Annotated in this window: 29 protein-coding genes; all 29 read right to left on the bottom strand. The window is 44.2% G+C overall.

The window, feature by feature from the left end; translation table 11 throughout:
• Position 1: 1 nt before the first annotated feature.
• A complete protein-coding gene (rpmJ, locus tag LG330_RS00890; RefSeq protein WP_003156543.1) occupies positions 2-115 on the bottom strand; it encodes a 50S ribosomal protein L36 in 114 nt (37 codons plus the stop codon).
• A gap of 38 nt (positions 116-153) precedes the next feature.
• Positions 154-372 carry a translation initiation factor IF-1 gene (gene infA, locus LG330_RS00885; RefSeq protein WP_039806323.1) on the bottom strand — a complete coding sequence of 73 codons (219 nt, stop codon included), beginning with the start codon at positions 370-372 and terminating at the stop codon, positions 154-156.
• Positions 373-399: 27 nt separating this feature from the next.
• Positions 400-645 carry an RNA-binding protein gene (locus LG330_RS00880; RefSeq protein WP_404406778.1) on the bottom strand — a complete coding sequence of 82 codons (246 nt, stop codon included), beginning with the start codon at positions 643-645 and terminating at the stop codon, positions 400-402.
• Positions 646-700: 55 nt separating this feature from the next.
• Entirely contained in the window at positions 701-1,447 is a 747-nt protein-coding gene (gene map / locus LG330_RS00875) for a type I methionyl aminopeptidase (RefSeq protein ID WP_404406776.1), read from the bottom strand.
• Positions 1,447-2,097 (bottom strand): adenylate kinase, encoded by a 651-nt coding sequence (locus LG330_RS00870; protein ID WP_374098240.1) that lies wholly within the window; start codon positions 2,095-2,097, stop codon positions 1,447-1,449. The genes map and LG330_RS00870 overlap by 1 nt, the downstream gene beginning before the upstream one ends.
• A gap of 56 nt (positions 2,098-2,153) precedes the next feature.
• The gene (secY, locus tag LG330_RS00865; RefSeq protein ID WP_404406774.1) at positions 2,154-3,455 is read right to left on the bottom strand and encodes a preprotein translocase subunit SecY; all 1,302 of its coding nucleotides are present in this window, start codon (positions 3,453-3,455) and stop codon (positions 2,154-2,156) included.
• Positions 3,455-3,895: a 50S ribosomal protein L15 gene (gene rplO / locus LG330_RS00860; RefSeq protein ID WP_134382727.1), complete on the bottom strand. Its 441-nt coding sequence runs from the start codon at positions 3,893-3,895 to the stop codon at positions 3,455-3,457. Before rplO ends, secY begins: the two co-directional genes overlap by 1 nt.
• A gap of 30 nt (positions 3,896-3,925) precedes the next feature.
• Positions 3,926-4,108: a 50S ribosomal protein L30 gene (gene rpmD / locus LG330_RS00855; protein WP_039806311.1), complete on the bottom strand. Its 183-nt coding sequence runs from the start codon at positions 4,106-4,108 to the stop codon at positions 3,926-3,928.
• Positions 4,109-4,121: 13 nt separating this feature from the next.
• Positions 4,122-4,622 (bottom strand): 30S ribosomal protein S5, encoded by a 501-nt coding sequence (rpsE, locus tag LG330_RS00850; protein ID WP_404406771.1) that lies wholly within the window; start codon positions 4,620-4,622, stop codon positions 4,122-4,124.
• A 23-nt stretch (positions 4,623-4,645) separates the two neighbouring features.
• On the bottom strand, positions 4,646-5,002 hold the full coding sequence (gene rplR / locus LG330_RS00845) for a 50S ribosomal protein L18 (protein WP_404406769.1): 357 nt from the start codon (positions 5,000-5,002) through the stop codon (positions 4,646-4,648).
• A 33-nt stretch (positions 5,003-5,035) separates the two neighbouring features.
• A complete protein-coding gene (rplF, locus tag LG330_RS00840; RefSeq protein WP_404406767.1) occupies positions 5,036-5,572 on the bottom strand; it encodes a 50S ribosomal protein L6 in 537 nt (178 codons plus the stop codon).
• A 31-nt stretch (positions 5,573-5,603) separates the two neighbouring features.
• Positions 5,604-6,002, bottom strand: coding sequence for a 30S ribosomal protein S8 (rpsH, locus tag LG330_RS00835; RefSeq protein WP_039806304.1), 399 nt, complete (start codon positions 6,000-6,002; stop codon positions 5,604-5,606).
• A 30-nt stretch (positions 6,003-6,032) separates the two neighbouring features.
• Positions 6,033-6,218, bottom strand: a complete 186-nt coding sequence (gene rpsN, locus LG330_RS00830) for a 30S ribosomal protein S14 (RefSeq protein WP_036787751.1) — start codon at positions 6,216-6,218, stop codon at positions 6,033-6,035.
• A 24-nt stretch (positions 6,219-6,242) separates the two neighbouring features.
• Positions 6,243-6,782 carry a 50S ribosomal protein L5 gene (gene rplE, locus LG330_RS00825; RefSeq protein ID WP_404406764.1) on the bottom strand — a complete coding sequence of 180 codons (540 nt, stop codon included), beginning with the start codon at positions 6,780-6,782 and terminating at the stop codon, positions 6,243-6,245.
• Between the two features lie 26 nt (positions 6,783-6,808).
• Positions 6,809-7,120 carry a 50S ribosomal protein L24 gene (rplX, locus tag LG330_RS00820; RefSeq protein WP_404406762.1) on the bottom strand — a complete coding sequence of 104 codons (312 nt, stop codon included), beginning with the start codon at positions 7,118-7,120 and terminating at the stop codon, positions 6,809-6,811.
• A gap of 37 nt (positions 7,121-7,157) precedes the next feature.
• Entirely contained in the window at positions 7,158-7,526 is a 369-nt protein-coding gene (gene rplN, locus LG330_RS00815) for a 50S ribosomal protein L14 (protein ID WP_039806296.1), read from the bottom strand.
• Between the two features lie 41 nt (positions 7,527-7,567).
• A complete protein-coding gene (rpsQ, locus tag LG330_RS00810) occupies positions 7,568-7,831 on the bottom strand; it encodes a 30S ribosomal protein S17 (RefSeq protein WP_039806294.1) in 264 nt (87 codons plus the stop codon).
• Positions 7,832-7,853: 22 nt separating this feature from the next.
• Positions 7,854-8,054 carry a 50S ribosomal protein L29 gene (rpmC, locus tag LG330_RS00805; protein WP_039806292.1) on the bottom strand — a complete coding sequence of 67 codons (201 nt, stop codon included), beginning with the start codon at positions 8,052-8,054 and terminating at the stop codon, positions 7,854-7,856.
• Positions 8,044-8,478: a 50S ribosomal protein L16 gene (gene rplP, locus LG330_RS00800; RefSeq protein ID WP_404406759.1), complete on the bottom strand. Its 435-nt coding sequence runs from the start codon at positions 8,476-8,478 to the stop codon at positions 8,044-8,046. Before rplP ends, rpmC begins: the two co-directional genes overlap by 11 nt.
• Positions 8,479-8,480: 2 nt before the next feature.
• A complete protein-coding gene (gene rpsC, locus LG330_RS00795) occupies positions 8,481-9,143 on the bottom strand; it encodes a 30S ribosomal protein S3 (RefSeq protein WP_404406757.1) in 663 nt (220 codons plus the stop codon).
• Between the two features lie 3 nt (positions 9,144-9,146).
• Complete coding sequence (gene rplV / locus LG330_RS00790) at positions 9,147-9,488, bottom strand: 50S ribosomal protein L22 (RefSeq protein WP_039806287.1); 342 nt, start codon at positions 9,486-9,488, stop codon at positions 9,147-9,149.
• A gap of 19 nt (positions 9,489-9,507) precedes the next feature.
• Entirely contained in the window at positions 9,508-9,786 is a 279-nt protein-coding gene (gene rpsS, locus LG330_RS00785; RefSeq protein ID WP_039806285.1) for a 30S ribosomal protein S19, read from the bottom strand.
• 60 nt (positions 9,787-9,846) lie between these two features.
• Positions 9,847-10,677 carry a 50S ribosomal protein L2 gene (gene rplB, locus LG330_RS00780; protein WP_041120838.1) on the bottom strand — a complete coding sequence of 277 codons (831 nt, stop codon included), beginning with the start codon at positions 10,675-10,677 and terminating at the stop codon, positions 9,847-9,849.
• Between the two features lie 34 nt (positions 10,678-10,711).
• Positions 10,712-10,996, bottom strand: a complete 285-nt coding sequence (rplW, locus tag LG330_RS00775; protein WP_374098234.1) for a 50S ribosomal protein L23 — start codon at positions 10,994-10,996, stop codon at positions 10,712-10,714.
• Entirely contained in the window at positions 10,996-11,619 is a 624-nt protein-coding gene (gene rplD / locus LG330_RS00770) for a 50S ribosomal protein L4 (protein ID WP_404406754.1), read from the bottom strand. The genes rplW and rplD overlap by 1 nt, the downstream gene beginning before the upstream one ends.
• Positions 11,620-11,649: 30 nt before the next feature.
• The gene (gene rplC, locus LG330_RS00765) at positions 11,650-12,279 is read right to left on the bottom strand and encodes a 50S ribosomal protein L3 (RefSeq protein WP_404406752.1); all 630 of its coding nucleotides are present in this window, start codon (positions 12,277-12,279) and stop codon (positions 11,650-11,652) included.
• 43 nt (positions 12,280-12,322) lie between these two features.
• Positions 12,323-12,631, bottom strand: coding sequence for a 30S ribosomal protein S10 (rpsJ, locus tag LG330_RS00760; RefSeq protein ID WP_039806276.1), 309 nt, complete (start codon positions 12,629-12,631; stop codon positions 12,323-12,325).
• 253 nt (positions 12,632-12,884) lie between these two features.
• Positions 12,885-13,349: a hypothetical protein gene (locus tag LG330_RS00755; protein WP_404406750.1), complete on the bottom strand. Its 465-nt coding sequence runs from the start codon at positions 13,347-13,349 to the stop codon at positions 12,885-12,887.
• 363 nt (positions 13,350-13,712) lie between these two features.
• On the bottom strand, positions 13,713-14,903 hold the full coding sequence (tuf, locus tag LG330_RS00750; RefSeq protein WP_404406748.1) for an elongation factor Tu: 1,191 nt from the start codon (positions 14,901-14,903) through the stop codon (positions 13,713-13,715).
• Between the last annotated feature and the right edge of the window lie 23 nt (positions 14,904-14,926).

Below are 14,926 nucleotides of genomic sequence, written 5' to 3'. Positions count from 1 at the left end.
ATTAGCCTTGTTTTTGTTTGTGTTTAGGATTTTCGCAAATCACCATTACTTTACCTTTTCTGCGGATGACTTTACACTTTTCGCAGATTGGCTTAACAGATGGTCTGACTTTCATCTTATCTAAACCTCCTTAGTGGTTCGGAGTGCAAAAGATTATTTGTAACGGTAAGTGATACGGCCGCGAGTCAGATCGTATGGAGATAACTCCACAGTTACTCTGTCGCCTGGCAGGATTCGAATGAAGTGCATACGAATTTTGCCTGACACGTGTGCAAGCACAGTGTGACCATTTTCTAATTCTACCTTAAACATTGCATTAGGCAAAGTTTCAGCAACGGTGCCTTCAATTTCGATAACATCGTCTTTCGCCATCGAACAAATCTCCCTTCTTTATCAATCTTACAGAGTGCTGACAAATGTCTGTACTGCATGACGCAGCTTTCCGTTTGTCACACGCCCTGTTTCGGATATACTATTTTGAACTTCAGGGGATACATAGTCGCATGAAGTCAAATGATGGATGTTTTTCTTTTTGGGCCGGTCAAACTTCCGGTTTTCACCGTCCGCAATCAAAACAAACTTTTCATCTAACCGATGAATGACAACCGCATATACTCCAGTATCGCGGCCCTTGTTCACCTGCACAATTTGCCCTATCCCGGGGGGCGAATCGGATTCAAACAAAAAGGATCACCTTCAATCAGGTTCTTGTCAGGATTTCGTAACCTTCTTCCGTGATCGCAATCGTGTGTTCAAAGTGCGCACACATTTTACCATCAACTGTTACGACTGTCCAGTTATCAGCAAGTGTCTTGACGTAGCGACTTCCTGCATTCACCATCGGTTCAACCGCTAGTACCATGCCGGGCTTCAGGCGAGGTCCCTTATCAGGCGGACCAAAATGAGGAATTTGCGGTGCCTCATGTAAGTCTTGCCCTACACCGTGCCCCACATACTCCCGTACGATTGAAAAACCGTTTTCTTCAGCATACGTTTGAACAGCATGAGAGATGTTCGATAGACGAACACCCGGTTTCGCTTCTTCCAAGCCACGGTAGAGTGACTCTTCCGTGACTTCAAGCAGCTTCTGTGTCTCTAGTGGAATCTCCCCTACTGGATAAGTCCAGGCTGAGTCACCGTGATAGCCTTTGTACTTTGCGCCAATATCAATACTGATAATGTCGCCGTCCTCAAGCTTTCGGTTACCTGGGATCCCATGTACGAGTTCTTCATTTACAGAGGCACAAATGCTTCCGCTAAAACCGTTGTATCCTTTGAAGGATGGAACCGCGTCATGCTGACGGATGAACCGGTCAGCAATCTCATCAAGTTCCTTCGTTGTGATTCCAGGCGCTATATGCTTTTGCAGCTCCTGATGGGTTAACGCAACGATCTTGCCTGCTTCGCGCATGATCTCAATCTCGCGAGGAGTCTTGCAAATGATCATTAGCGAAGGCCCCCAAGCAATTCATCAACGTCAGTGAATACCTTATTGATATCCTGCTGGCCGTCAATGTCTCTGAGCACGCCTTTTTGACTGTAGAAGTCAAGAAGCGGCTGAGTTTGCTTCATATTAACATCTAAACGATTTTTAACAGTTTCAGGTTTGTCATCTTCACGCTGGTAAAGCTCTCCACCGTCTTTATCACATTTACCTTCTACTGCAGGAGGGTTGAATACTGTGTGATACGTCGCACCGCAGGTCTTACAAATCCAACGGCCGGTAAGACGCGTCATCAGTTCTTCTTTTTCCACCTTAATGTTTAGAACATAGTCAAGTTCTTTGCCAAGGTCTTTGAGTAATGCATCAAGCGCATCGGCCTGTGCCACTGTTCTCGGGAATCCATCTAACAGAAACCCTTCTTGGCAATCGTCATTGCTTAATCGTTCACGAACAATACCGATCGTTACTTCGTCCGGTACCAGGTCACCCTGATCCATGTACGATTTTGCCTTCAATCCAAGTTCGGTTCCGTTCTTAATTGCTGCACGGAACATATCCCCTGTTGATATATGAGGAATATTATATTTTTCAATAATTCTTTCAGCCTGTGTGCCTTTACCGGCACCAGGTAATCCCATTAAAACAATATTCACAAGTAAGCCCCCTCATTTACGATGGGCTTCAGGGCTCTCACCCCAAAACCATGTGATTATCTCATGAACCCTTTATAGTTCCGTTTTACCAGCTGTGCTTCAAGCTGCTTCATTGTCTCAAGCGCAACCCCTACAACGATCAATAGGCTTGTACCGCCGATTTGAACCGATTGTGGAAGACCTGCAAGATTAATGAAGAAGATTGGCAGGATTGAAATTACTGAAAGGAAAATCGCTCCTACGAAAGTTAAACGGTAAAGAACGCTTGTCAGGTAATCCTGAGTCGCCTGTCCAGGTCGGATCCCTGGGATATAACCACCTTGTTTTTTAAGGTTTTCTGCCATATTCTCCGGATTCACCTGAATGAATGCGTAGAAATACGTGAACGCAACGATCAGTGCAACGTAAATCGTCATACCGATTGGCTGTGTGTAATCAAACACTTCCTGAATCGTTGTTGTAATGTTGTTCTGGCCAAAGAAAGTTACGAGTGTCTGCGGTGTAATTATAAAGGAAATCGCGAAGATAACCGGAATTACCCCTGCAGCATTCACTTTCAATGGAATGTGTGATGACTGTCCGCCCGTTGCCGGTGCATTCTTGCCACCTACACGCTTTGCATACTGAACCGGGATTTTACGCAATGCCTGTTGAACGAAGATAACGCCAACAGTGATTGCTACAACCGCAAGTGCCAGTAATACCAGAATGACGATGTTCAGGAAAAGCTGTTCCCCCGCACCTTCAATCTGTTGTGCATATAACTGATTAACGCCATTAGGAATAGCGGCCACGATACCTGCAAAGATGATGATGGAAATACCATTTCCAACACCTTTTGCTGTGATCTGCTCTCCTAACCACATTAAAAAGGCTGTCCCGGCTGTCAGTACGACTGCGATTAGCATGTACGTTGTAACCGATGTATCAGGGATCAGTGATCCGCCATACATACGATTAAAGCCATAAGACATTCCGATTGCCTGGATAAATGCCAGTACAATCGTAAAGTAACGAGTAAACTGAGTCAGCTTACGACGTCCAACATCTCCCTGTTTGGACCACTCAGCAAATTTCGGTACAACGTCCATTTGCAAAAGCTGAACAATGATGGAGGCCGTGATGTACGGCATGATGCCCATCGCCAGGATCGAGAAGTTGATTAATGCTCCACCACCGAATGTATTCATAAATCCAATCAGGCCGGCCATTTCATCCTGTGCCTGAAGAACTTGTGCATCTACACCCGGAACTGGAATGAAAGTTCCGATCCTAAAGACCACCAACATTAAAAGGGTGAAAATAATTTTATTTCTTATATCACCCACGCGCATAAAATTGGAGATTGTCCGAAACATTAAACCACCTCAGTTGTTCCGCCGGCAGCTTCAATTGCTTCTTTAGCAGCAGAAGAGAATTTGTGAGCTTTAACAGTCAGCTTCTTCTCTACGTTACCTTTAGCAAGGATCTTGATTCCTGCTAATTCTTTGCTTACTACTCCAGTTTCGATTAGAAGTTCCGGAGTTACTTCCGTACCTTCGTCAAAACGGTTAAGTGTGTCCAGATTAACAATCGCAAATTCCTTGCGGTGGATGTTTGTGAATCCACGCTTTGGAAGACGACGTGCTAATGGGTTCTGTCCACCTTCAAAGCCTGGTCTTACGCCTCCGCCTGAACGGGCGTTTTGACCTTTGTGACCTTTACCTGAAGTTTTACCATTACCAGAACCGATTCCGCGGCCAACGCGATTGCGCTCTTTGCGAGATCCTTCTGCAGGTTTTAACTCATGAAGTTTCATAGTGGCACCTCCTTGTTGATAAACATGAAATTAGATTTCTTTAACTGATACCAGGTGAGACACTTTATTGATCATTCCGCGAATAGCTTCGTTATCCTGCTGTTCAACAGTCTGGTTAGTCTTACGAAGACCAAGAGCCTGAACTGTTGCACGCTGATCTTTACTGCGTCCGATCACGCTGCGAGTGAGGGTAATTGCTAGTTTATTTGCCATCACTTATCCCTCCTTATCCTAACAGTTCTTCCACTGACTTACCACGTAGCTTAGCAACGTCTTCTGCACGCTTAAGCTGCTTAAGGCCGTCAAGAGTGGCGCGAACCATGTTGATTGGTGTGTTAGAACCTAGTGATTTTGAAAGAATGTCGTGGACACCTGCAAGTTCAAGTACCGCACGAACTGGTCCACCAGCGATGATTCCTGTACCAGGAGATGCTGGTTTGATTAAGATTGAGCCTGCTCCGAAGCGGCCTGTAACAAGATGAGGAGTAGTTCCTTCAACCATTGGTACTTCAATCAGATTTTTCTTCGCGTCTTCGATTGCTTTACGGATCGCATCAGGAACCTCTTGGGCTTTACCTGTACCGAAACCTACATGGCCATTCTTGTCTCCTACTACTACTAGAGCAGAGAAACGGAAGCGGCGGCCACCTTTAACAACCTTAGCGACACGGTTAATCGTAACTACGCGTTCTTCAAGTTCAAGTTTGTTTGGATCAATGCGACGCATCTGGATTGTCCCTCCTTTTTCTATTAAAATTCAAGTCCGTTTTCACGTGCAGCTTCAGCAAGAGCTTTCACGCGGCCGTGGTAAAGATATCCTCCACGGTCAAATACGACTGATTTCATTCCTTTTTCTACTGCGCGTGTAGCGATTGCTTCGCCCACTTTTTGTGCAGCCTCGACGTTTCCGCCACCTTCAAGTCCAAGCTCTTTAGAAGATGCTGCAGCTAATGTTACGCCATTTGTATCATCGATAAGCTGAGCGTAGATGTGCTTGTTTGAACGGTAAACATTCAAACGCGGACGAGATTCAGTTCCCGTGATCGTTGTACGAACACGTGCATGACGTTTTTTACGTACCGCATTCTTGTCAACTTTAGTAATCAATCAAGGTCACTCCTTTCATGCGCCTAAGCGGCATTATTTACCTGTTTTACCTTCTTTACGACGAACATATTCGCCTTCGTAACGGATTCCTTTACCTTTGTAAGGCTCTGGAGGACGAACGTCACGGATGTTTGCAGCTAGTGCGCCTACGCGCTCTTTGCTAGCACCTTTGATTGTAACCTTTGTGTTTGAAGGAACTTCAATTTCGATTCCTTCTTCCGGTGTGATCTCAACTGGGTGTGAGTATCCTACGTTAAGAACAAGTTTGTTACCTTGTTTCTGTGCACGATATCCAACCCCGATAAGCTCAAGGCTACGTTCGAATCCTGTTGCTACACCCTGGATCATGTTGTTTAAGATCGCACGAGTAGTACCGTGGATTGTACGGTGTTCTTTTGAATCAGAAGGACGGACAACTGTAAGTGTGCTGCCTTCCTGCTCGAATTTCATTTCTGAGTTAAAAGTGAATGAAAGTTCACCTTTAGGTCCTTTAGCAGTAACATGTGAACCGTCAAAAGTTAATGTTACGTCAGAAGGTACCTCAATTGGTTTTTTTCCTACACGAGACATTTTGTTGCACCTCTCTTTCGATTAAAAAATATTACCAGACGTATGCTAGAACTTCTCCGCCCACTTGTTTAGCGCGAGCTTCTTTGTCAGTTACAACGCCAGTTGAAGTAGATACGATTGCAATTCCAAGGCCGTTTAGTACGCGTGGAAGCTCATCAGCTTTTGCGTAGACACGAAGACCTGGTTTTGAAATACGCTTAAGGCCAGTGATAACACGCTCATTGTTTGCACCATACTTAAGGAAGATGCGAATGATACCCTGCTTGCTGTCCTCGATATATTCAACGTCACGGATGAAACCTTCACGCTTAAGGATTTCTGCGATTTCTTTTTTCATGTTAGAAGCAGGAACCTCTAGCTTCTCGTGACGTACCTGATTCGCATTACGGATGCGTGTCAGAAGATCTGCGATTGGATCTGTCATTGTCATATTAATTTACCTCCTTCCCAAAATCGGGTATTACCAGCTGGCTTTCTTAACGCCAGGAATTTGACCCTTGTATGCTAGTTCACGGAAACAAATACGGCAAAGCTTGAATTTGCGTAGTACTGAGTGTGGACGTCCGCAACGTTCGCAACGTGTATACTCTTGTACTTTAAATTTTTGCTTGCGCTGTTGTTTCGCAATCATTGATTTTTTAGCCACGTTTATGCCTCCCTTTTATAGAGATTACTTTTGGAATGGCATGCCGAATTGTGTCAGAAGCTCACGAGACTCTTCGTCTGAGTTAGCTGTCGTTACAATTACGATGTCCATGCCACGTACTTTGTTCACTTTGTCATAATCGATCTCTGGGAAGATAAGCTGTTCTTTAACTCCAAGAGTGTAGTTACCGCGACCGTCGAAAGACTTTTTAGATACCCCGCGGAAGTCACGTACACGTGGAAGTGATACAGAGATTAGCTTGTCTAGGAAGTCATACATACGCTCGCCGCGAAGTGTTACTTTCGCACCGATTGGCATACCTTCACGAAGACGGAAGCCTGCGATAGATTTCTTAGCTTTTGTAATCAAAGGCTTTTGACCAGTGATTGTTGTAAGCTCCTCTACAGCTGTATCTAGTGATTTAGTGTTTTGTACTGCTTCACCAACACCCATGTTGATTACGATTTTATCGATTTTTGGCACCTGCATTACAGAAGTGTAATCGAACTTCTTAACTAGAGCAGGTGTGATTTCATTATTGAACTTTTCTTTTAGGCGGTTCATGCTTGAGTACCTCCCCTCTTCATTAACTATTTATCTAAAGATTCACCTGATTTTTTAGCAATACGTACTTTTTTACCGTCCTCAACTTTGTAACCAACACGAGTTGGTTCGTTTGTTTTCGGATCGATCAGCATCACGTTTGATACGTGAATCGCTGCTTCCATGTTAGAGATTCCACCTTGTGGATTCATCTGTGAAGGTTTTGAATGTTTCTTGACGATGTTCACACCTTCAACAATTACGCGGTCAGTTTTCGGAGAAGTAGCAAGAATTGTACCTGTCTTGCCTTTGTCTTTACCGGAAATAACCATAACTTTATCGCCTTTTTTAACGTGCATCCTGTCGCACCTCCTTGATACGGTGGTTGATTATCAATTAAAGAACTTCTGGTGCTAGAGAAACAATCTTCATGAAGTTGCTGTCACGAAGCTCACGAGCAACCGGTCCGAAGATACGAGTTCCACGAGGGCCTTTGTCGTCACGGATGATGACACAAGCATTCTCATCGAACTTGATGTACGTACCATCTTTACGACGAACGCCGCTCTTTGTACGAACGATTACCGCTCTTACAACTTCACCCTTTTTAACAACGCCTCCTGGTGTTGCTTGTTTCACTGTACAAACGATCACATCACCAATATTAGCAGTCTTGCGGCCTGAACCTCCAAGAACTTTAATGGTTAACACTTCACGTGCACCAGAGTTATCAGCTACTTTTAAACGTGATTCCTGTTGAATCATGTAGGTTACCTCCCTTCGGAATTACATTTCCGAACAATATATTAGATAATAACCGCTTCTTCTACGACTTCCACTAGACGGAAACGTTTTGTTGCTGAAAGCGGACGAGTTTCCATAATACGAACAATGTCGCCAGTTTTGGCTTGGTTTTGTTCATCGTGAGCTTTGTACTTCTTAGAGTACTTTACTCGTTTGCCATAAAGTGAATGTTTCTTTTGCGTTTCAACAAGCACTGTGATTGTTTTGTCCATTTTGTCCGAAACAACACGGCCAGTGTAAACTTTACGCTGATTGCGTTCACTCATGCTGCAAACCTCCTCTCAGTTATCAGTTGTTAGCGCCAATTTCTCTTTCACGAATCACGGTTTTCATGCGAGCAATGGCTTTTCGTACTTGACGGATGCGAGCTGTGTTTTCAAGTTGACCTGTAGCCAGTTGGAAACGAAGGTTAAATAGCTCTTCCTTCAAAGATTTTACTTTTTGTTCAATTTCAGCAGTGGTTAGGTCACGAATTTCATTAGCTTTCATTTGATTCACCACCAATTTCTTCTCGTTTTACAAACTTAGTCTTAATCGGAAGTTTGTGAGATGCAAGACGAAGTGCTTCACGAGCAACCTCTTCTGATACTCCGGCGATTTCGAACATAATCTTACCCGGCTTTACAACTGCTACCCATCCTTCTGGTGCCCCTTTACCGGAACCCATTCGGACTTCTAGAGGTTTCTTAGTGTAAGGCTTGTGTGGGAAGATTTTAATCCATACTTTACCGCCACGTTTCATGTAACGTGTCATCGCGATACGAGCAGACTCGATCTGACGGTTAGTGATCCAGCTAGCTTCAAGAGCTTGCAGGCCGTATTCACCAAAGCTTACTTCAGTACCGCCTTTTGCCTGTCCGCGCATCTTTCCACGGTGTACACGACGATATTTAACGCGTTTAGGTAATAACATGATTAGTTTCCTCCTTCCTCGGATTTCTTGTGGTTCTTGGTAGGAAGAACTTCTCCACGGTAGATCCATACTTTAACTCCGAGCTTACCATACGTAGTATCCGCTTCAACGTGAGCGTAATCGATGTCAGCACGAAGAGTATGCAGTGGAACAGTACCTTCACTGTAATGTTCAGCACGCGCGATGTCTGCTCCGCCTAGACGACCAGACACTTGCGTTTTGATCCCTTTAGCGCCAGCACGCATTGTGCGTTGGATTGATTGCTTTTGAGCACGACGGAATGACACACGGTTTTCCAGTTGACGTGCAATGTTTTCACCTACAAGTTTTGCATCAAGATCAGCGCGTTTGATTTCAACGATGTTGATGTGAACTCGCTTGCCAGTGATCTTAGTAAGGTCTTTACGAAGTGCTTCGACTTCAGTACCACCTTTACCGATAACCATACCTGGCTTAGCAGTGTGAATTGTGATGTTAATGCGGTTAGCCGCACGTTCGATTTCTACTTTTGATACAGATGCTTCTTTCAGACGACCTTCGATGTAGTCACGTACTTTAAGGTCTTCATGAAGTAAGTCTGCGTAGTCTTTGCCTGCGAACCATTTTGATTCCCAGTCACGGATGATTCCGATACGGAGTCCTATTGGATGTACTTTTTGACCCACGTGTTATCCCTCCTTCTTTTCAGATACCACGATTGTAATGTGGCTTGTACGTTTATTAATAGCACTTGCACGACCTTGTGCACGAGGACGGAAACGTTTAAGTGTTGGTCCTTCGTTAACATATGCTTCAGAAATCACAAGGTTGTTGATGTCCATGTCGTAATTATGCTCAGCGTTCGCTACAGCAGATTTTAATACTTTCTCGATCACTGGTGATGCAGCGCGTGGTGTGTGGTTTAAGATAGCCACCGCTTCGCCAACCTGCTTACCGCGGATTAAATCTGCTACTAGGCGTACTTTACGAGGAGCAATACGAACTGTGTTTGCAACAGCTTTTGCTTGCATTAGGATAGCCTCCTCTCAATTAGCGTCTTGTTTTCTTATCGTCACTTGCGTGACCTTTATACGTACGGCTTGGTGCGAATTCACCTAGTTTATGACCAACCATGTCTTCTGTCACGTAAACCGGTACGTGTTTGCGTCCATCGTATACTGCAATTGTATGACCGATGAAGTTAGGGAAGATTGTAGAACGACGAGACCAAGTTTTAACAACCTGCTTCTTGTCTGTTTCATTAAGCTTCTCAACTTTTGACATTAGATGATCGTCCACAAAAGGTCCTTTTTTCAAGCTGCGACCCATATTGGAACCTCCCTTCGTGATTGCCCTACGGCCCGTTTGATGAACCGTAGCTCAATCCCGTTATTTTTTACGACGACGTACGATAAACTTATCGGACTTGTTTGTCTTCTTACGAGTCTTGTAACCAAGAGTTGGTTTACCCCATGGTGACATTGGTGATTTACGACCGATTGGCGCTTTACCTTCACCACCACCGTGTGGGTGATCATTCGGGTTCATTACAGAACCACGTACAGTTGGGCGCTTGCCTAACCAGCGTGAACGTCCTGCTTTACCAATGTTGATTAGTTCGTGCTGTTCGTTACCAACTTGTCCTACAGTCGCACGGCAAGTTGCAAGGATCATACGTGTTTCGCCTGAGTTAAGACGTACAAGAACGTATTTACCTTCTTTACCTAAAACCTGTGCAGATGTACCAGCTGAACGTACTAGCTGACCACCTTTACCAGGCTTAAGCTCGATGTTGTGAATAACAGTACCCACTGGGATGTTTACTAGTGGAAGTGCGTTACCTGTTTTGATGTCCGCTTCAGGACCTGACATGATTTCCATGCCTACTACTAGTCCTTTAGGAGCTAGGATATAACGCTTCTCACCATCAACGTAGTTGATTAGTGCAATGTTTGCTGAACGGTTTGGATCGTATTCGATCGTAGCAACGCGTCCTGGAATGCCATCTTTCGTACGAGCGAAATCGATGACACGGTATTGGCGCTTATGGCCTCCACCTTGATGACGAACTGTTAACTTACCCTGGTTGTTACGGCCACCTTTACGCTTAATAGGCGCAAGAAGTGATTTTTCCGGCTTGCTTGTTGTAATTTCAGCAAAGTCAGAAGCTGTCATGCCGCGACGACCATTAGAGGTAGGTTTGTACTTTTTAATCGCCATGTCTGTTCCCTCCTCTTCTATTTATCGGTTTATATTAAACCTCAAAAAATTCGATTTCTTTGCTATCTTCTGTCAGGGTTACAATTGCTTTGCGACGCTTGTTAGTATAACCAGTGTAACGTCCCATGCGCTTGAATTTACCTTTGTAGTTCATGATGTTTACTTTCTCAACATCCACACCAAAGATTTCCTGGATTGCGTCTTTCACTTGTGTTTTGTTCGCACGAGTGTCGACTTCGAACGTGTACTTCTTCTCACCCATAAGGTCTGAAGAACGCTCAGTAATTACGGGGCGCTTAATAATATCGCGAGCATCCATTATGCAAGCACCTCCTCTACTTTTTGAACTGCACCTTTCGTCATAACCACTTTATCGTGGCCAAGTACATCAAGTACGTTGACGCCAGTAGCAGAAATAACTGTTACGCCTGGAATGTTACGTCCAGATAGAGCAACGTTTTCGTCAAGACCTTCAGTCACTACTAGGACCTTCTTGTCTAGTGAAAGGCTGCTTAATACTGAAGCAAATTCCTTTGTTTTTGGCGATTCGAATGAAAGCGCCTCTAGAACTAAGATGTTTTCTTCAGCAACTTTACTTGAAAGAGCTGATTTGATCGCCAGACGACGAACTTTTTTAGGAAGCTTATAGCTATAGCTGCGAGGTGTTGGGCCGAATACGACTCCACCGCCACGCCATTGTGGTGAACGGATCGAACCTTGACGGGCACGTCCAGTTCCCTTCTGACGCCATGGCTTACGACCACCGCCGGCTACTTCAGAACGATTTTTTACTTTGTGAGTTCCCTGACGCTGTGCAGCACGCTGCATCAGTACAGTTTCGAACATCACTGCGTTGTTTGGCTCAATGCCGAAGATGGATTCGTTAAGCTCGATATCACCAGCTTGTGAACCATCCTGTTTAAATACGGATACTTTAGGCATTCCTGTTTCCTCCTTTCCGATTAACGTTTATTATTTCGCTTTAATCGCGCTTTTTACTGTGATAAGTGTCTTGTTAGGGCCAGGAACGTTCCCTTTAACAAGAAGTAGGTTACGCTCAGTATCAACCTTTACGATTGAAAGGTTCTGAACTGTAATCTTTTCTCCGCCCATGCGTCCAGGTAGTAATTTACCTTTGAATACGCGGTTTGGATCAACAGGACCCATTGAACCAGGACGACGGTGGTAACGAGAACCGTGAGTCATCGGTCCGCGGGATTGGTTGTGACGCTTGATTGCACCCTGAAAACCTTTACCCTTCGATACTCCTGTTACATCTACTACATCGCCTTCTGCGAAAATATCAACCTTGACTTCTTGACCAACCTCATACTCACCAAGCTCAATACCGCGGATTTCACGGACGAAGCGCTTAGGAGCCGTTTCAGCTTTAGCGGCATGTCCTTTAGATGGTTTGTTAGCAAGCTTTTCGCGCTTGTCTTCAAAACCGATCTGGATTGATTCGTATCCGTCAGTATCAACAGCTTTCTTTTGAAGAACTACGTTTGGAGTAGCTTCGATTACTGTTACTGGGATAAGATCGCCGTTCTCAGCAAAAACCTGAGTCATTCCAATCTTTCTACCTAAGATTCCTTTGGTCATTAGTCACACCTCCTATAATGTTTAGTAATTTATTTTTTGTTGATTAAAGTTTGATTTCGATGTCAACGCCAGACGGTAAATCAAGACGCATAAGCGCATCTACCGTTTGTGGTGTTGGGTTCACAATGTCTACTAGACGCTTATGTGTGCGCATTTCAAACTGCTCACGAGCATCCTTATATTTGTGGACCGCACGAAGAATTGTGTAAACAGACTTTTCAGTAGGAAGCGGGATTGGACCCGAAACACTAGCACCTGAACGTTTTGCAGTTTCTACAATCTTCTCAGCAGACTGATCCAGAATTCTGTGATCATATGCTTTCAAACGGATACGGATTTTTTGTTTTGCCATTATTTTCCCTCCTTTATCGCCTATTTAGGAATAGACATTCTCCGCAGAAATTTCCCACACACGAGCCATGGCAAAGCGGCCGGGTGTGTCGGCAACCTCCTGCATCATCGCAAGTCAAAGACCAACATTAGATATTATACAGAAAATATTTTATTTGTGCAACCCCTGTTGCAAAATTACTTTCCGAATACACTTTGTCTATTATAAGACCGATCCAGCTGTCTTTCAAGTGGTAAGGGAATATGCAGAAAATTCATTGGTTTTGATGTTTAATAATTAGCTGCGAGGCTGCTTCTGCCCAGGGGTGATTTGACTCCCCTCGCTGTTCTCTGGTGTTGAGTAATGCAGAGTATGTCTGATAGTGCAGATCCTCATTTGTTGGCATGTGCAGATCGAGCCGGTCCTGATATTCTTTTAAGATTTGGAAGGCAGCTAAAGCTTTTTGGTCTAAGTGAAAGATTCTAGAGATCATTTGACCGAATCGTCTTTCTTCTATTGTGAAGTACTCTTCTCTCTCCCATTGTTTTAGTTGAGAGATGTATTGCTCATGGAGATGAGATTTTTCAGTGAGACTGACGATTGTTTTTTGATTGATGGCCACATTGCTAAGTGACGCCTGGTAAGCATTTATAACAATCGGAAGAATCGGCTGGATTTTGCGATTCGGTTTTTTAGTCTGCCTGTCATAGACTGATAGCCAGAGATGGAATGGCTGCATGTCGGGTACTCCTTTTGATGTTGGATTGTTGTGTTTCTACTATAGTAGTGTAGCGGATTTGGTCGGTGTGGGGAAAATTTTACGTTGAGCCAATTTTTGTGAAGAGTGAATCAAATAATTAAAGAGGTGAGCCAATAAAGGTGAGTGGTGAATCAATTAACATATAAAAGTTCAATCATGCCGGGAGCTTATACAATTAATGATCGTTTTGATTCAAATAAGGATGTTGTTGATTCAATTATCTCCTGGCGTGAATCAATTATATTTCTATCAGCTGAGCCGTATGCTCATATCGATATATCAATTTCACCGCACCAAAAAAATCCTGCACCCATAAGGATGCAGGATCTACGCAGGCAGAAATTACTTCTGGATAGAAGCTACAACGCCAGCGCCTACTGTACGTCCACCTTCACGAATAGAGAACTTAGTTCCTTCTTCGATTGCGATAGGAGAGATTAGCTCAACAGTCATTTCGATGTTGTCGCCAGGCATAACCATTTCTACTCCATCAGGAAGGTTACATACGCCAGTTACGTCCGTAGTACGGAAGTAGAACTGTGGGCGGTAGTTAGTGAAGAATGGAGTGTGACGTCCACCTTCTTCTTTTGATAGAACATAAACTTCAGCTTTGAAGTTTGTGTGTGGAGTGATTGTTCCTGGCTTAGCAAGAACCTGTCCACGGTTGATGTCGTCGCGAGAAACCCCACGAAGAAGTGCGCCAATGTTGTCGCCAGCTTCTGCATAGTCAAGAAGCTTACGGAACATTTCAACACCAGTAACAGTAGTTTTCTTCGGCTCTTCAGAAAGACCGATGATTTCTACTTCGTCACCAACTTTAACTTGTCCTCGCTCAACACGTCCAGTAGCAACTGTACCACGACCAGTGATTGAGAATACATCCTCAACTGGCATCATGAATGGCTTTTCAGTGTCACGCTCAGGAGTTGGAATGTAGCTGTCTACAGCTTCCATAAGTTCGAAGATTTTCTCTTCCCACTCAGCTTCTCCTTCAAGAGCTTTAAGTGCAGAACCTTTGATTACTGGAATGTCGTCGCCAGGGAAATCGTACTCAGAAAGAAGGTCACGGATTTCCATTTCAACTAGTTCAAGTAGTTCTTCGTCGTCTACCATGTCACACTTGTTCATGAATACAACAAGGTAAGGTACACCTACCTGACGAGAAAGAAGGATGTGCTCACGAGTCTGTGGCATTGGGCCATCAGCAGCAGATACTACAAGAATACCGCCGTCCATTTGTGCAGCACCAGTGATCATGTTCTTAACATAGTCAGCGTGTCCTGGGCAGTCAACGTGTGCATAGTGACGTGAGTCAGTTTCGTACTCAACGTGTGCAGTTGAGATTGTGATTCCGCGCTCGCGCTCTTCTGGAGCACCATCGATTTGATCGTATGCCATTGCAGATCCACGACCATATTTCTTGTGAAGTACAGTTGTGATTGCAGCAGTTAGAGTTGTTTTACCATGGTCAACGTGTCCGATTGTACCAATATTAGCATGGGTTTTCGAACGGTCGAATTTTTCCTTAGCCATTACGGAATTCCTCCTTAAAATAA

The sequence above is a fragment of the Jeotgalibacillus malaysiensis genome, assembly GCF_044789845.1.
GTDB lineage: Bacteria > Bacillota > Bacilli > Bacillales > Jeotgalibacillaceae > Jeotgalibacillus > Jeotgalibacillus malaysiensis_A.
This window is presented reverse-complemented; position numbering and strand designations above follow the sequence as displayed.

Excerpts from the sequence above, each read along its gene's own strand:
- rpmJ (WP_003156543.1), bottom strand. The coding sequence starts at position 115 with ATGAAAGTCAGACCATCTGTTAAGCCAATCTGCGAAAAGTGTAAAGTC.
- infA (WP_039806323.1), bottom strand. The coding sequence starts at position 372 with ATGGCGAAAGACGATGTTATCGAAATTGAAGGCACCGTTGCTGAAACT.
- map (WP_404406776.1), bottom strand. The coding sequence starts at position 1,447 with ATGATCATTTGCAAGACTCCTCGCGAGATTGAGATCATGCGCGAAGCA.
- secY (WP_404406774.1), bottom strand. The coding sequence starts at position 3,455 with ATGTTTCGGACAATCTCCAATTTTATGCGCGTGGGTGATATAAGAAAT.
- rplO (WP_134382727.1), bottom strand. The coding sequence starts at position 3,895 with ATGAAACTTCATGAGTTAAAACCTGCAGAAGGATCTCGCAAAGAGCGC.
- rpmD (WP_039806311.1), bottom strand. The coding sequence starts at position 4,108 with ATGGCAAATAAACTAGCAATTACCCTCACTCGCAGCGTGATCGGACGC.
- rpsE (WP_404406771.1), bottom strand. The coding sequence starts at position 4,622 with ATGCGTCGCATTGATCCAAACAAACTTGAACTTGAAGAACGCGTAGTT.
- rplF (WP_404406767.1), bottom strand. The coding sequence starts at position 5,572 with ATGTCTCGTGTAGGAAAAAAACCAATTGAGGTACCTTCTGACGTAACA.
- rpsH (WP_039806304.1), bottom strand. The coding sequence starts at position 6,002 with ATGACAATGACAGATCCAATCGCAGATCTTCTGACACGCATCCGTAAT.
- rplE (WP_404406764.1), bottom strand. The coding sequence starts at position 6,782 with ATGAACCGCCTAAAAGAAAAGTTCAATAATGAAATCACACCTGCTCTA.
- rplX (WP_404406762.1), bottom strand. The coding sequence starts at position 7,120 with ATGCACGTTAAAAAAGGCGATAAAGTTATGGTTATTTCCGGTAAAGAC.
- rplN (WP_039806296.1), bottom strand. The coding sequence starts at position 7,526 with ATGATTCAACAGGAATCACGTTTAAAAGTAGCTGATAACTCTGGTGCA.
- rpsQ (WP_039806294.1), bottom strand. The coding sequence starts at position 7,831 with ATGAGTGAACGCAATCAGCGTAAAGTTTACACTGGCCGTGTTGTTTCG.
- rpmC (WP_039806292.1), bottom strand. The coding sequence starts at position 8,054 with ATGAAAGCTAATGAAATTCGTGACCTAACCACTGCTGAAATTGAACAA.
- rplP (WP_404406759.1), bottom strand. The coding sequence starts at position 8,478 with ATGTTATTACCTAAACGCGTTAAATATCGTCGTGTACACCGTGGAAAG.
- rplV (WP_039806287.1), bottom strand. The coding sequence starts at position 9,488 with ATGCAAGCAAAAGCTGTTGCAAACACAGTTCGTATTGCTCCTCGTAAA.
- rpsS (WP_039806285.1), bottom strand. The coding sequence starts at position 9,786 with ATGGGTCGCAGCTTGAAAAAAGGACCTTTTGTGGACGATCATCTAATG.
- rplB (WP_041120838.1), bottom strand. The coding sequence starts at position 10,677 with ATGGCGATTAAAAAGTACAAACCTACCTCTAATGGTCGTCGCGGCATG.
- rplW (WP_374098234.1), bottom strand. The coding sequence starts at position 10,996 with ATGGATGCTCGCGATATTATTAAGCGCCCCGTAATTACTGAGCGTTCT.
- rplD (WP_404406754.1), bottom strand. The coding sequence starts at position 11,619 with ATGCCTAAAGTATCCGTATTTAAACAGGATGGTTCACAAGCTGGTGAT.
- rplC (WP_404406752.1), bottom strand. The coding sequence starts at position 12,279 with ATGACCAAAGGAATCTTAGGTAGAAAGATTGGAATGACTCAGGTTTTT.
- rpsJ (WP_039806276.1), bottom strand. The coding sequence starts at position 12,631 with ATGGCAAAACAAAAAATCCGTATCCGTTTGAAAGCATATGATCACAGA.
- LG330_RS00755 (WP_404406750.1), bottom strand. The coding sequence starts at position 13,349 with ATGCAGCCATTCCATCTCTGGCTATCAGTCTATGACAGGCAGACTAAA.
- tuf (WP_404406748.1), bottom strand. The coding sequence starts at position 14,903 with ATGGCTAAGGAAAAATTCGACCGTTCGAAAACCCATGCTAATATTGGT.